This window comes from Nonomuraea thailandensis (assembly GCF_024172165.1).
Taxonomy (GTDB): domain Bacteria; phylum Actinomycetota; class Actinomycetes; order Streptosporangiales; family Streptosporangiaceae; genus Nonomuraea; species Nonomuraea thailandensis.
This window is the reverse complement of the sequence record NZ_JAMZEB010000002.1, coordinates 5,615,560-5,629,700: the sequence shown is the minus strand read 5'-3', so window position 1 is coordinate 5,629,700 and position 14,141 is coordinate 5,615,560. Positions and strand designations below refer to the sequence as shown.

The window sequence follows — 14,141 nt, the reverse complement described above, 5'->3', positions numbered from 1 at the left end:
CGCGAGGTCGTCAGGACGGGTCCATCCAGTGCTGGATGCGTTCGATGAGATGGTCGGCGTCCACCGGCTTGGTCACGTAGTCGCTGGCCCCGGCCGCCAGGCTCTTCTCCTGGTCGCCCGGCATCGCCTTGGCGGTGACCGCGATGATCGGCAGGTCGGCGTACTGCGGCATGGACCTGATCGTCTCCGTCGCCGTGTAGCCGTCCATCTCCGGCATCATGACGTCCATCAGGATCAGGTCGGTCTCCGCGTGGGACGTCAGCGTGTCGATGCCCTTGCGGCCGTTCTCGGCGTGCAGCACGTTGATGCCGTGGATCTCCAGCATGCTCGTCAGCGCGTACAGGTTGCGGGCGTCGTCGTCCACCACCAGCACGGTGCGCCCGGCGAGGGTGTTGTCGATCTCGCGGGCCGCCGCCGCGCCCACGGTGCCGGTCCTGACCAGGGGCAGCACGTCGCCCGGCTGGTTGGCGGTCAGGTGCAGCGCGATGCGCTCGCGCAGCTCGTCCAGGCTGGACAGCAGCTCCAGCGGCTGGTGCGCCAGGCCCACCTCCTGCTGCGCGTGCGAGCGCCAGCTGTTGTACGCCAGCACCGGCACGCCGTGCAGGCGCGGGTCGCGGTCCATGACGTCCAGCAGGTGATAAGCCGACATGTCCGGCATGCTGAGGTCCAGCACGATGCAGTGGCAGGGCTCGCCGCCCAGCATCACGGCCGCCTCCTCCGCGCCCGCCGCCGTGACGACCTCCATCGTCCCGTCGTGGTCGCGCGTGCCGGCCAGGTCGCCCACGACGCTCTCGGACACCAGCGACAGCAGCCCGTTGCGGCGCTCCTCGATGACCAGCAGCCGCCGGGCGGCCACCGGCGCCCGCTCCGCCGGCTGTGCGGGCTCGCCCTCCGCCGGCACGACCTCGAACCCGGGCCGCGCCACCGGCAGGAACAGCGTGAACACGCTGCCCTGGCCCGGCGTGCTCTGCACGGTGATGGCGCCGCCCAGCAGGTAGGCGATCTCGCGGCAGATCGACAGGCCCAGGCCGGTCCCGCCGTACTTGCGGCTCGTCGTGCCGTCCGCCTGCTGGAACGCCCCGAAGATCACTTCGAGCTGCTGCTCGGGGATGCCCACGCCGGTGTCGAGGACGCGCAGCGCGATGGCGGGGCCGTGCGGGCGCACGGTGACGGGCAGCTCGCCCGGCGCGGCCGGCTCGATGCGCAGCTCCACGCTGCCCGTCTCGGTGAACTTGACCGCGTTGGAGAGCAGGTTGCGCAGCACCTGGCGCAGCCGCGAGTCGTCGGTGAGCAGCTCGGCGGGCACGCCGGGCGCGGTGGTGACGCGGAAGGCGAGGCTCTTCTGGCCCGTCATGGGCCGGAAGGTGGCCTCCACGTAGTCGAGCAGCTTGCGCAGCTGCACCCACTCCGGGTTGATGTCCATCTTGCCCGCCTCGACCTTGGACAGGTCGAGGATGTCGTTGATGAGCTGCAGCAGGTCCGAGCCGGCGGAGTGGATGATCCCGGCGTACTCCACCTGCTTCGGGGTGAGGTTGCGGGTGTGGTTCTGGGCCAGGAGCTGGGCCAGGATGAGCAGCGAGTTGAGCGGGGTGCGCAGCTCGTGGCTCATGTTGGCGAGGAACTCGCTCTTGTAGGTGGAGGCCAGCGAGAGCTGGTGCGCCCGCGCCTCCAGCTCCTGCCTGGCCTGCTCGATCTCCAGGTTCTTGGTCTCGATGTCCTGGTTCTGGCGGGCCAGCAGCGTCGCCTTCTCCTCCAGCTCGGCGTTGGAGCGCTGCAGCTCCTCCTGCTGGCTCTGCAGCTCCTCCGAGCGCGCCTGCAGCTCCGAGGCCAGCCGCTGCGACTCCTTGAGCAGCTCGTCGGTGCGCGCGTTGGCCACGATCGTGTTGAGGTTGACGCCGATGGTCTCCATGAGCTGGTCGAGGAAGGCCCGGTGCACCGGCGTGAACGCCTGCACCGAGGCCAGCTCGATCACGCCCAGCACCTGCTCCTCGACCACGATCGGCAGCACGATCACCGACGTGGGGTCGGTCCTGCCCAGGCCCGAGGAGATGGTGATGTAGCCGGTCGGCAGGTCGGTCATCGCGATCGTCCTGCGACTGCGCGCCGCCTGCCCGACCAGCGCCTCGCCGATCCTGAACCGGGTCGGCCGCTCCGGGTCCGCCGGGTAGCCGTAGGCGCTGATGAGCTGCAGCTCGCTCTCCTCGACCAGGAAGAACGCGCCGTACTGGGCCGAGACCAGCGGCGCCAGCTCGTTCATCACCAGCTCGGCCACCGTGGCCAGGTCGCGGTGCCCCTGCATCAGGCCCGACATGCGGGCCAGGTTGGACTTCAGCCAGTCCTGCTGCTCGTTGGCGTTGGTCGTCTCGCGCAGCGACTTCACCATCGAGTTGATGTTGTCCTTGAGGTCGGCCAGCTCGCCCTCGGCGTCCACGGTGATCGACCTGGTCAGGTCACCGGAGGTGACCGCGCTGGTCACCTCGGCGATGGCACGGACCTGGCGGGTGAGGTTGCCGGCCAGCTCGTTGACGTTCTCCGTCAGCCGCTTCCAGGTGCCGGAGACACCCTCGACCTCGGCCTGGCCGCCCAGCCTGCCCTCGCTGCCCACCTCGCGGGCCACGCGCGTGACCTCGGCGGCGAACGAGGAGAGCTGGTCGACCATCGTGTTGATCGTGGTCTTCAGCTCCAGGATCTCGCCGCGGGCGTCCACGTCGATCTTGCGGGTCAGGTCGCCCCTGGCCACCGCCGTGGTGACCTGGGCGATGCTGCGCACCTGGTTGGTCAGGTTGTCGGCCATCGAGTTGACGTTGTCGGTGAGGTTCTTCCAGGTGCCGGCCACGTTCGGGACGCGGGCCTGACCGCCGAGCTGGCCCTCCGTGCCGACCTCGCGGGCCACGCGGGTCACCTCGTCGGCGAACGCGCTGAGCGTGTCGACCATCGTGTTGATCGTCTGTGCCAGGGCCGCGACCTCGCCCTTGGCCTCCACGGTGATCTTCTGTGACAGGTCGCCGCGGGCCACGGCGGTGGCCACCTGGGCGATGCTGCGCACCTGGTTGGTCAGGTTGGAGGCCATGACGTTGACGTTCTCCGTCAGGTCCTTCCAGGTGCCGGAGACCCCCCGGACCGTGGCCTGGCCGCCCAGGTTGCCCTCGGTGCCGACCTCGCCGGCCACCCTGGTCACCTCGTCGGCGAAGGAGGAGAGCTGGTCGACCATCGTGTTCAGGGTGTTCTTCAGCTCCAGGATCTCGCCGCGGGCCGAGACCGTGATGCGCTGCGAAAGGTCGCCGCGGGCCACGGCGGTGGCGACCTGCGAGATGTTGCGCACCTGGTCGGTGAGGTTGCCGGCCATGAAGTTCACCGAGTCGGTCAGCGCCCGCCAGGTGCCGGCCACGCCCTTGACGTCGGCCTGGCCGCCGAGCCTGCCGTCGGTGCCGACCTCGCGGGCCACCCTGGTGACCTCCGCGGCGAAGGAGGAGAGCTGGTCGACCATCGTGTTGACGGTGTTCTTCAGCTCCAGGATCTCGCCGCGCGCGTGCACGGTGATCTTCTGCGACAGGTCGCCGCGCGCCACGGCCGTGGTGACCTGGGCGATGCTGCGTACCTGGTCGGTGAGGTTGCCCGCCATCGCGTTGACGGACTCGGTGAGGTCCTTCCAGGTGCCGGAGACCGCGGGCACCTCGGCCTGGCCGCCCAGCCGGCCCTCGGTGCCGACCTCGCGGGCCACCCGCGTCACCTCGGAGGTGAACAGGGAGAGCTGGTCCACCATGCCGTTGAAGACCGAGGCGATCTCGCCGAGCAGCCCGTCGGCGTCGTCGGGGAGCCTGGTGCGGAAGTCGCCGTCCCTGACGGCTGTCAGCCCCGCCAGCAGCCGGCGCAGCTCCGGCTCCTCGCCGGCCTCTCCCGGGCCTCGGGCGCGTTTGTTACGCGCGGACGAATGGGACGTGCCGACGGTGGAGTCGCCCATGACCGGTCCTCCGTACTCGCCCGGGCTTCCTCAGGTAGCGGAGACATTAGCCGGATCTGCCCGCGGTGCGGGCTAACCCCAGGTTGTCATCTATCTATCACAGGACGTGTACGCGGGGTGAGCACAATTTCGGGTGGGACGGAAGCGGATCGGTCTACTCACACATAGTGCTCTATTGCGACCTTCTTGCAATAGCGAGTTCATCGCTTTAATGTCGCCTCCATGAGGCGAAGATCGGCCCTGTTCGGGGCAATCGTCCTGTTGCTGAGCGCGTGTTCGGCTCCCTCGGAGGGGCCGTCCGTCGCCGTGCGGGACACCGCGGTGCTGGGCCTGGGCTCGGAGCCCGACTCGCTCAGCCCGGTGCTCGGCTACTCGGCGGACGGCGGCTCGCTGATGTACGACGGCCTCGTCCGGCGCACCCCCGATCTGAAGCTCCAGCCCGCGCTCGCGGAGTCGCTGCCCGAGGTCGAGGGTGAGGAGGTCACGTTCAGGCTGCGGCAGGGCGTCACGTTCCACGACGGCAGGCCGCTGACCGGCGCCGACGTCGTCTACACCTACGAGCAGGTGCTCGATCCGGGCAACAACTCGCCGATCAGGGGCGACTACGCGGCCATCGAGAAGGTGGAGTCGCCCGACGCGCGCACGGTCGTCTTCCGGCTCAGGCATCCGTACGCGCCCATCCTGCAGCGCGCCACCCTCGGCATCATCCCCGACAAGTCGGATATATCGGCAGATCCAGTCGGGACGGGGCCGTACACCTTCGTCTCCTGGGCCAAGGGCGACAAGATCATCCTCAGGGCCAACGAGCGCTACTGGGGCGGCAGGCCCGCGATCGGGAGCCTCGTCCTCGCCTACACCGCCGACGACAACGCCCGCGCCACCAGGATGGCGGCCGGCGAGTTCACCGCCACCGAGCTGCCGCCCAAGGCCGTGGCCCGGTTCAGGAACCAGCAGGGCGTCACCGTCCACGAGGTGCCCAGCGCCGACTACCGGGGCGTCATGTTCCCGCTGGAGCGGCCCGTCACCGGCGACCTGGCCATCCGCAGGGCGCTCGGCCTGGCCGTGGACCGGGGCGCCATGGTCTCGGCGATCCTGGCCGGCGCGGGCGAGCCCGCCTTCGGGCCGATCGCGCCCGGCACCTCCTGGCACAACCCCGCCGTCACCGGCTCCGCCGCCCCCGACCGGGCCAGGGCCACCGCCGTCTTGGAGGAGGCCGGCTGGAAGGCCGGCGCCGACGGCACCAGGGTCAAGGACGGCACCGCCGCCAGGTTCACGCTCATGTACCCGGCGGGCGACTCGCTGCGCAAGGAGCTGGCGCTGGCCGTGGCCTCCGACGCCAAGCGGATCGGCATCGACGTGCGGCTCGCCGGGCTCGACTGGGACGCCATCGACCAGCGCATGTCGCGGGACGCGCTGATCATGGGCTGGGGCAGCCCGTACGACCCCGACTACACCAACTACGAGCTGTTCCACTCCTCCTACGCCGGCCAGGGCTACTTCAACCCCGGCCACTACAGGAGCCCCGAGGTGGACCGGCTGCTGGAGCGGGGCCGCCGCACCGCCGACGCCGCCGCGCGCAAGAAGGTCTACGACGAGGTGCAGCGGCGCATCAGCGACGACGCCGTCTGGCTGTACCTGGTCTACCTCAAGCACACCTACGTCGTACGCGGGAGCTGGAGCGGCCTCACCCCCGGCGTCGAGGCCCACGAGCACGCCACCGGCGGCCTGCTCGGCACCGTCGTGAACTGGAAGCCCGCCCCGTGATCTGGGCGCGGATCGTGCTGTGGCGGCTGGCGTTCGCCGTGCCGCTGCTGCTGGCCGTGACGTTCGGGATGTTCGCGCTGGCCAAGGCGTCCCCGTTCGATCCCGTACGGCAGTACCTGGGGGAGCGGGCCATGGTCACCGACCCGCGGATCATGGCGGAGATCCGGGCGAACTGGGGGCTGGACCGGCCCCTCCTGGAGCAGTACACGACCTGGCTCGGCAACCTGCTCACCGGCGACCTCGGCGAGTCCCGCTCGCTGCGGCTGCCCGTCGCCCAGGTGATCGGCGAACGGCTCGGCTGGACGCTGCTGGTCGTCGGCTGCGCGCTCGTCGTCATGCTCGTCGCCGGGCTGGCCGTCGGCACGCTGGCCGCCTGGCGGCGCGACTCCTGGCTCGACCGGCTCGTCACCGGCACGGCCTTCACCAACGAGGCCGCGCCGGTGTTCTGGGTGGGTCTGCTGGCGATCTGGGTGTTCTCCGTGACGCTCGGCTGGCTGCCCGCCGGCGGGCTCACCGACGCCGCCGCCACCGCCGTCACGCTGCCCGACCTGGCACGGCACCTGGTGCTGCCGGTCGGGGTGCTGGCGTTCTCGCAGTCGTCGTGGCTGCTGCTGTTCGTGCGCGAGTCGGTCATCGGCGTGCTGCGCGAGGACTTCGTCACCGGGGCGCGGGCGCGCGGGCTGCGCGGTCGCACCGTCCTGGTACGGCACGCGCTGCGGTCGGCGCTGCTGCCGTTCATCACGATCATGGGAGCGCGTGTGCCCGAGCTGGTCACCGGGGCGATCCTGGTGGAGTCCGTGTTCTCCTGGCCGGGGGTCGCCGGGACGACGATCAAGGCGGCCCTGGCGGTGGACTTCCCGCTGCTGGCCGCGCTGACCCTGCTGGCCACGCTCGCCGTGGTGGCCGGGAATCTGCTGGCCGACCTGGCGTACACGGTGGCCGACCCGCGCGTGCGCGTGCTCGGGGTGAGCTGATGGGCGCCACTCGGACGGGAAGGCCAGGACGGCGCCCGGCCGGCACCGGCGGGGCCCGGCGGCCCGTCCGGCGGCGCCGCCTCGCGCTCGGCACGCCGGCCGTGCCGGTCCTGGCCGTGCTGGTCCTGTCCGTGCTGGTCCTGGCCGTGGTGCTGGTGCCGCTCGGCGCGGGGCTCGACCAGCAGCTCGTGGACCTGCGCTCGGCCGGCCTGCCGCCGTCTCCCGCGCACCCCTTCGGGACCGACGAGGTCGGGCGGGACGTGCTGCTCCGCTCCATCTACGGCCTGCGCGTCTCGATGCTGGTCGGCCTGGCGGCGGCGGTGGTCAGCGTGTTCGTCGGCGGGCTGGTCGGGCTCGCCGCCGGCGCCGCGGGCGGGCTCGCCGACCGCCTGCTGATGCGGGTCGTGGACGGGTTCAACTCGCTGCCCCACCTGCTGTTCGGGATCTTCATCGTGGCCCTGTTCGCGCCCAGCGCCACCGCCGTGGTCGTGTCCGTGGCCGTCACCCACTGGACGACCGCCGCCCGGATCGTCCGCTCGGAGGTGCTGTCGCTGCGCGGGCGGCCGTTCGTGGACGCGGCCATCTCCGGCGGCTCCGGCCGGCTGCGCGTCGTCGTCCGCCACTTCCTGCCCAACCTGGCGCCGCAGCTGCTGCTGGCGACCGTGCTGATGATCCCGCACGCGATCTGGCACGAGACCGCGCTCAGCTTCCTCGGCCTCGGGCTGCCGCCACACCTGGCCTCGCTCGGAAACATGATCAACGACGGGCAGCGGTCGCTGCTGGCGGGCGACTGGTGGTCCAGCCTCTTCCCCGGGCTGCTCATCCTGGTGCCGACGCTGGCGGTGTCGTCGCTGGCCCAGCACGTACGCGACCGCGCCGACCCGCGGTGGAGATCGGAGCTCGACCTGTGAAGCTGCGCGTGGACGGCCTGTCGGTACGCTTCCACCTTCCCGGCGCGGAGGTGCACGCCGTCACGGACGCCCGGTTCGAGCTGCGGGAGGGGCGGTGCCTGGCGCTGGTGGGGGAGTCGGGGTGCGGCAAGTCGGTGATGGCCCACGCCCTGCTCGGACTCCTGCCCGGCAACGCCACCGTCACCGGCCACGCCTGGCTGGACCAGGACGACGCCCTCGACCCCGCCTCCGAGCCGGCGGGCGGCTCGCTGGATCTCGTCGCGGCGCCGGAGAAGGTCCTGGCGCGGCAGGTGCGGGGCCGGCTCGTCGGGCTCATCCCGCAGAGCCCGGCCGCCCACCTCACCCCGGTCCGCACCGCCCGCGCCCAGCTCGCCGAGACGCTGCGGGAGCTCGGCCGCACCGAGACGCCGGACCTCCTCGCCCGCCGCGCCGGACTGCGGCCCGAGGACCTGGACCGCTACCCGCACCAGCTCTCGGGCGGCATGGCGCAGCGCGTCGCCAACGCGCTCGCCCTGGCCGGCGACCCGCCGCTCATCGTCGCCGACGAGCCCACCACGGGGCTGGACCGTCCGCTCGTGGACGCCACCATGGCCGAGCTGCGCCGCCTGTGCGACGAGGGCCGCGCGGTGCTGGTCATCACGCACGACCTGCGCGCCGCCGAGCGCGTGGCCGACGAGATCGCCGTCATGTACGCCAGCCGCATCGTCGAGCTGTCGCAGGCGGGGCCGTTCTTCTCCGGCCCGCTCCACCCGTACGCGCGGGGCCTGCTGGACGCGCTCCCCTCGCGCCGCTTCGTCCCCGTCCCCGGCCGGCCACCGGAGCTCACCCGCCTCCCGGACGGCTGCGCCTTCCTGCCCCGCTGTCCCCTGGCGACCGCCGCGTGCGAGGACCAGCCGCTCATGAACGGGAAGAGGGTGGCCTGCCACCATGCCTGAAACCACCGTGCTCCAAGCCGGCGGCGGTCTGGAAGCCGACGGGATCACCGTCTCCTTCGGCCGCCACCGGGTGCTCGACCGCGCCTGCCTGTCGGTGCGCCCAGGTGAGGTGCTCGGCCTGGCGGGCCCCAGCGGATGCGGCAAGTCGACGCTGGCCCGCGTGCTGGCCCTGCTCCTGAAACCGGCGGCGGGCACGATCACCCTGGACGGCCGCCCGGTGACGGGCTGGCGGCACCGGGCGCCGCAGCGCACCGCGATCGGCCTGATCTTCCAGCAGCCCCGCCTCGCCGTCGACCCCCGCTTCACCCTCTTCGACGTGGTCGCCGAGCCGCTGCGCGCGGCCAGGCGGCCCCTGGACCGGGCGCACGAGCTGGCGGAGGAGCTGGGGCTGACCCCCGAGCTGTTCGGCCGCCGCCCGCACGAGGTGTCGGACGGGCAGCTCCAGCGGGCCTGCGTGGCGCGGGCACTGACCCTGGAGCCCCGCTACCTGATCTGCGACGAGATGACCACGATGCTGGACGCCTCGACGCAGGCCCACCTGGTGGGGCGGATCGAGGCGTACCGGGAGCGTACGGGGGCGGGGGTGCTGGCGATCAGCCACGACGCGGAGCTGCTGCACCGCTGGGCGGACGGCAACGTCCGCGACTGGCAGCAGACCCCCGCGGCCGCCTGACAGGTACGGGAGCACCGCACGGAGGCCGAGGCGACGCGTGCGGATCCCGCATCGGGACCTGCACGGAGGCCGCGGCGACGCGTGCGGACCCCGCATCGGGATCCGCACGGCCGGCCGGCGCGCCGTCACCCCGCCCCCGTGGCGGTCGGCGGCCGGCCGTGGAGCGGGCCGAGGTGCCCGCCCCGGTCCGGCTCAGTGGCCGGCGGACGCGGCGCGCTCGCGGGCCAGCCGCTCCTCGCCCGACAGCGTGGCGAGCGGCTTCTCCTTGATGAACAGCACCGCCACCAGCGCCAGCGCGGTCAGCGGCACGCCGATGAGGAACAGCTCGGCCGTGGCGGTGGCGTACACGTCCTGGATGACGCGCACGACGGGAGCGGGCAGCTCGGAGATGTCGGGCACGGCGTGGGCGTCGCCGCCCCCGCCGCCGGCGGCGGCCATCGGGCCGAGCTTCTCCGTCAGGAGCGTGGTGACGCGGTTGGCCAGCACGGCGCCCAGGGCGCTGACGCCGATCGTGCCGCCCATGCTGCGGAAGAAGGTCAGCACCGAGGTGGTGGAGCCCAGGTCCTGGGCGGGCACGTCGTTCTGGGCGGCGAGCACCAGGTTCTGCATGAGCATGCCGACGCCGATGCCGAGCACCGCCATGTAGACGCCGAGCAGCACGGTGCCGGTCTGCCCGTCGATGGTGCCGAGCAGGCCCATGCCGCCGAGCATGACGACGCCGCCGGCCACCAGGAAGCCCTTCCACCGGCCGGTCTTGGTGATGAGCTGGCCCGCCACGGTCGAGGAGATCAGCAGGCCGAACACCATCGGCAGGCTCATCAGGCCGGCGACGGTCGGCGACTTGCCGAGCGCCACCTGGAAGTACTGCGACAGGAACACGGTGCCGCCGAACATCGCCACGCCGACCAGGGCGCTGGCCACGGTGGCGAGGGCGACGGTGCGGTTCCTGAAGATGGCGAGGGGGATGATCGGCTCGGCCGCCCGCGACTCGACGAAGACGGCCAGCGCGAGGACGAGCACGCCGCCGCCGACGAGCGCGGCCGTCTGCCAGGAGCCCCAGTCGAACTGGTTGCCCGCCAGCGACGACCAGATCAGCAGCGTGGAGACGCCCACCGTGATGAGCAGGGCGCCCAGGTAGTCGACCTTGACCTCCTTGCGCACCACCGGCAGGTCGAGGGTGCGCTGGAGCAGGATGATGGCCACGATCGTGAACGGCACGCCGAGCAGGAAGCACCAGCGCCAGCCGAGCCAGGAGGTGTCCACGAGCACGCCGCCGATGAGCGGCCCGGCCACGGTGCCGATGCCGAACACGGCGCCGAAGATGCCGGAGTAGCGGCCCAGCTCACGCGGCGGGATCATGGCCGCCATCACGACCATGGACAGCGCGGTCATGCCGCCCGCGCCGATGCCCTGCACGGCGCGGCTGACGATGAGGATCTCCACGTTCGGCGTCAGGCCCGCGATCAGGGAGCCGACCACGAACAGTCCGAGCGAGAGCTGGATCAGCAGCTTCTTGCTGTAGAGGTCGGCCATCTTGCCCCAGAGCGGCACGGTGGCCGTCATGGCCAGCAGCTCCGTGGTGACGATCCAGGTGTAGACGGTCTGCGAGCCCTGCAGGTCGGTGATGATGCGGGGCAGGGCGTTGGCCACGACGGTCGAGGCCAGGATGGACACGAACATGCCCACCATCAGCCCTGACAGCGCCTGCAGGACCTTTCTCCTGGAGGTCGGCGTCGCGGCCGCGGGCTCGGGCTGCGCGCTGGTGGTTGTCATCTTTCCTCGATTTCTCGGGCAGGGAAGGGTCCGCGCGCCGCGCGGGCTCCCGCGGACACCGGCAGTACGGAAACGTTTACGGAAGGGGACGGGCGACCGGGACGGTCACGGGTTGGGCAGGCCGGCGGCGAGCTGGTCGAAGCCCTCGTCCACCAGGCCGGCCAGGGACGTGCGCCCGTGCGCGGCGCTCCAGCGCAGCATCGCCACCCGGAAGGCCGCCAGGGCGGCCGCGGTGGCGAGCTCGGGATATCCGCTCGTGCACGGCGTGACGCCGGCCCGCCGGGCGACGGCGACCATCACGGCCCGCTCGGTCTCGCTGCCGCTGGCGACGAGCCGGGGGAGCAGTGACGGATTCTGTTCGAACACCTTCAGCCGCAGCAGCCACTGCTCACGCTGCTCCTGCACGCGCTCGGCCTCGGCCCGCGCCATCAGGCGCAGCGCCTCCAGGACGGGCACCCGTGCGGGCACGGCGTCCAGCATCTGACAGAGCTCGGCGGCGGACGCCTTGCCCGAGCCGATGAGCGCGTCCTCCTTGGACGGGAAGTAGTTGAAGAACGTACGGGAGGAGACGTCGACCGCCTCCGCGATGTCCTCCACCGTGACCGCCGCCAGGCCGCGCTCGGCGACCAGCGTCAGGGCAGCGTGCTCCAGCGCCGCACGGGTCTCGAGCTTCTTTCGATCCCTGCGACCCAGCTCCTCTGCACTGTCCACGATGGTCACAATGCTGAGACTAGGGGAAAAATTTCAGGATCTGCAATGTTTCAGGATCTGAAGTGCCGCAGATCACAGGGCCGCACCGGCTCGACGACGAAGGTTAGGCTTGCCTATATTCGGGTGGTGCAACCTTCTGAGATCCGTACGGTGACGACCGAGGCCGAGCTCCGCGAGATCGTGAAAGAGCCGCCCCAGACCATCTGGGACAAGGACATCGCGCGGATCGACGAGCACGCGCGCACGATCATCGCCCACTCGCCGTTCCTGCTGCTCGCGACCTCCAACCCCGACGGGACCTGCGACGTCTCGCCCCGCGGCGACCCCGCCGGCTCGGTGCTGGTCCTCGACGACCAGCGGCTCGTGCTCGCCGACCGGCCCGGCAACCACCGGGTCGACAGCCTGCGCAACGTGCTGCTCAACCCGCACGCGGGGCTGCTGTTCATCGTGCCGGGGATGAACGAGACGCTGCGCGTGAACGGGCGCGCGACGCTCGTGTCCGACGCGCCGTTCTTCGACGACCTCGTGGTCAAGGGCAAGCGGCCCCGGCTGGCGCTGCTCGTCGAGGTCCAGGAGCTGTACATGCACTGCGCCAAGGCGTTCCTGCGCTCGTCGCTGTGGGACCCCGGGACCTGGCCGGACCGCGGGAGCCTGCCCACGCTCGGGCAGATCGCCAAGGACCACATCGGCCTCAAGGGCGTGCCGGCGAAGGTGATCGACGCGGGGCTCGCCATGGACGCCAAGATGAACCAATACTGACTCCGGAAATCACGGGCTCCGACGGCCCGTGAAAGCATAGGCTGGCGGGATGACGGACCGGGATGATCCCATGGCCACCCCCTCCCAGAGCAGTCCTTCCAGTCCCACGCAAGCGCACGACGCCGACCAGCCCGGCCTGAAGAGGGTCATGGGTCCCGGCCTGCTGCTGCTCTTCATCATCGGCGACATCCTCGGCACCGGGATCTACGCCCTGACGGGCCAGGTCGCGGGCGAGGTCGGTGGGGCGGCCTGGCTGCCGTTCGCCATCGCCTTCGTGGTCGCGGCGATCACCGCCTGCTCCTACCTCGAACTGGTCACGAAGTACCCGCAGGCGGCGGGCGCCGCGCTCTACGTGCACAAGGCCTTCCGCGTGCACATCGTGTCCTTCCTCGTCTGCTTCACCGTGATGTGCTCCGGCATCACCTCGGCCTCGGCGGCCTCGCGCGCCTTCGCCGCCAACCTCGCCGCCGGGTTCGGCCTCGACGTCGGCAACGGCGTCATCCTGGCGATCGCCCTGGGCTTCATGCTCCTGGTCCTGGCGGTGAACCTGCGCGGCGTGGGCGAGAGCGTCAAGATCAACGTGGTGCTCACGTCGGTCGAGCTCTCGGGCCTGCTGCTGGTCATCCTGCTCAGCGGGTGGTTCATCGCCGGCGGCAACGCCGACTTCTCCCGGGTCGTCGCCTTCGAGACCGCGGCCGACAAGAGCGTGTTCCTGGCGGTGAGCACGGCCACGTCGCTGGCCTTCTTCGCCATGGTGGGCTTCGAGGACTCGGTCAACATGGCCGAGGAGACCAGGGACCCGGCGCGGATCTTCCCCCGGATCATGCTCACCGGCCTCGGCATCACGGGCGTGATCTACGTCCTGGTGTCCATCTGCGCCGTGGCCGTGGTCCCCGTCGGCGTGCTCGCCGAGAGCGAGACCCCGCTGGCGACCGTGGTGCAGACCGCCACCCCCGGCTTCCCGATCGCCGACCTGCTGCCGTTCATCTCGATGTTCGCCGTCGCGAACTCCGCGCTGATCAACATGCTGATGGCCAGCCGGCTCCTGTACGGCATGGGCAAGCAGGGCGTGCTGCCGGCGTTCCTGGCGAAGGTGAATCCCCGGCGGCGCACGCCGGAGGCGTCGATCCTGTTCACCACCGTCATCGCCATGGGGCTCATCACATTCGTCTCGCTGGACCCGGAGAGCCCGGTCGTGGCGCTGCTCGGCGGGACGACCTCGCTGCTCCTGCTCGCCGTCTTCGCCGCCGTGAACGTCTCCGTGCTCGTCCTGCGCAGGGACCAGTCCGCGGTCAAGCACTTCAACGCGGGCCGCGTCCTGCCCGTGCTGGGCACGATCACATGCCTGTACCTGGTGCTGCCCTGGTCGTCGGGCCGCCCGGCCGGCCAGTACCAGATCGCGGGCGTGCTCCTGGCGATCGGCCTGGTCCTGTGGCTGGTCACCTGGCTCGCCCGCCGGCGGGAGAGCGTGAGCCGCTGACCGGCGGCTCATCGGGTCGTCGCGTTGACCAGGAGGAAGGACAGCACGCCGGTCGCCAGCAGGATCGCGAACAGCGCGATCATGCCGATCACGATGAGCGCGCGACGCCATCCGGCAGGCCCCCGCGGGGGCGTCGCGCCGTGCTCCGCACCCTCTGACATGCTCCGACGCTAACAGGACGGGCCCGCGGGCCGGGCGCA

The 14,141-nt window shown here is 71.4% G+C and carries 11 protein-coding genes; 7 read left to right on the top strand and 4 right to left on the bottom strand.

Annotated features, from left to right (window positions below; translation table 11 throughout):
* Positions 1–10: 10 nt before the first annotated feature.
* On the bottom strand, positions 11–3,961 hold the full coding sequence (locus HD597_RS29405) for a HAMP domain-containing hybrid sensor histidine kinase/response regulator (RefSeq protein ID WP_253746157.1): 3,951 nt from the start codon (positions 3,959–3,961) through the stop codon (positions 11–13).
* A 222-nt stretch (positions 3,962–4,183) separates the two neighbouring features.
* On the opposite strand from HD597_RS29405, the gene HD597_RS29400 reads away from it, so the two are divergent.
* The 5 genes from HD597_RS29400 to HD597_RS29380 are packed head-to-tail and all read left to right on the top strand — an operon-like array spanning position 4,184 to position 9,218.
* Entirely contained in the window at positions 4,184–5,725 is a 1,542-nt protein-coding gene (locus HD597_RS29400) for an ABC transporter substrate-binding protein (protein WP_253746156.1), read from the top strand.
* Positions 5,722–6,699, top strand: coding sequence for an ABC transporter permease (locus HD597_RS29395; protein ID WP_253746155.1), 978 nt, complete (start codon positions 5,722–5,724; stop codon positions 6,697–6,699). Before HD597_RS29400 ends, HD597_RS29395 begins: the two co-directional genes overlap by 4 nt.
* The gene (locus HD597_RS29390; RefSeq protein WP_253746154.1) at positions 6,699–7,610 is read left to right on the top strand and encodes an ABC transporter permease; all 912 of its coding nucleotides are present in this window, start codon (positions 6,699–6,701) and stop codon (positions 7,608–7,610) included. The genes HD597_RS29395 and HD597_RS29390 overlap by 1 nt, the downstream gene beginning before the upstream one ends.
* A complete protein-coding gene (locus tag HD597_RS29385) occupies positions 7,607–8,545 on the top strand; it encodes an ABC transporter ATP-binding protein (protein WP_253746153.1) in 939 nt (312 codons plus the stop codon). The genes HD597_RS29390 and HD597_RS29385 overlap by 4 nt, the downstream gene beginning before the upstream one ends.
* Positions 8,538–9,218: an ABC transporter ATP-binding protein gene (locus HD597_RS29380; RefSeq protein ID WP_253746152.1), complete on the top strand. Its 681-nt coding sequence runs from the start codon at positions 8,538–8,540 to the stop codon at positions 9,216–9,218. Before HD597_RS29385 ends, HD597_RS29380 begins: the two co-directional genes overlap by 8 nt.
* Positions 9,219–9,410: 192 nt before the next feature.
* Here HD597_RS29380 and HD597_RS29375 read toward each other — a convergent pair whose 3' ends face one another.
* Together HD597_RS29375 and HD597_RS29370 are read right to left on the bottom strand one after the other, a co-directional pair.
* Complete coding sequence (locus HD597_RS29375; RefSeq protein ID WP_253746151.1) at positions 9,411–10,991, bottom strand: MDR family MFS transporter; 1,581 nt, start codon at positions 10,989–10,991, stop codon at positions 9,411–9,413.
* A gap of 105 nt (positions 10,992–11,096) precedes the next feature.
* Positions 11,097–11,702: an acyl-CoA-like ligand-binding transcription factor gene (locus HD597_RS29370; RefSeq protein WP_253746150.1), complete on the bottom strand. Its 606-nt coding sequence runs from the start codon at positions 11,700–11,702 to the stop codon at positions 11,097–11,099.
* A gap of 126 nt (positions 11,703–11,828) precedes the next feature.
* On the opposite strand from HD597_RS29370, the gene HD597_RS29365 reads away from it, so the two are divergent.
* Both HD597_RS29365 and HD597_RS29360 read left to right on the top strand, forming a co-directional pair.
* Positions 11,829–12,461, top strand: a complete 633-nt coding sequence (locus HD597_RS29365; RefSeq protein ID WP_253746149.1) for a pyridoxamine 5'-phosphate oxidase family protein — start codon at positions 11,829–11,831, stop codon at positions 12,459–12,461.
* A 49-nt stretch (positions 12,462–12,510) separates the two neighbouring features.
* Complete coding sequence (locus HD597_RS29360; protein WP_253746148.1) at positions 12,511–13,941, top strand: APC family permease; 1,431 nt, start codon at positions 12,511–12,513, stop codon at positions 13,939–13,941.
* 8 nt (positions 13,942–13,949) lie between these two features.
* Here the strand turns inward: HD597_RS29360 and HD597_RS29355 are convergent, their stop codons facing one another.
* Positions 13,950–14,102, bottom strand: coding sequence for a hypothetical protein (locus tag HD597_RS29355; protein ID WP_253746147.1), 153 nt, complete (start codon positions 14,100–14,102; stop codon positions 13,950–13,952).
* Between the last annotated feature and the right edge of the window lie 39 nt (positions 14,103–14,141).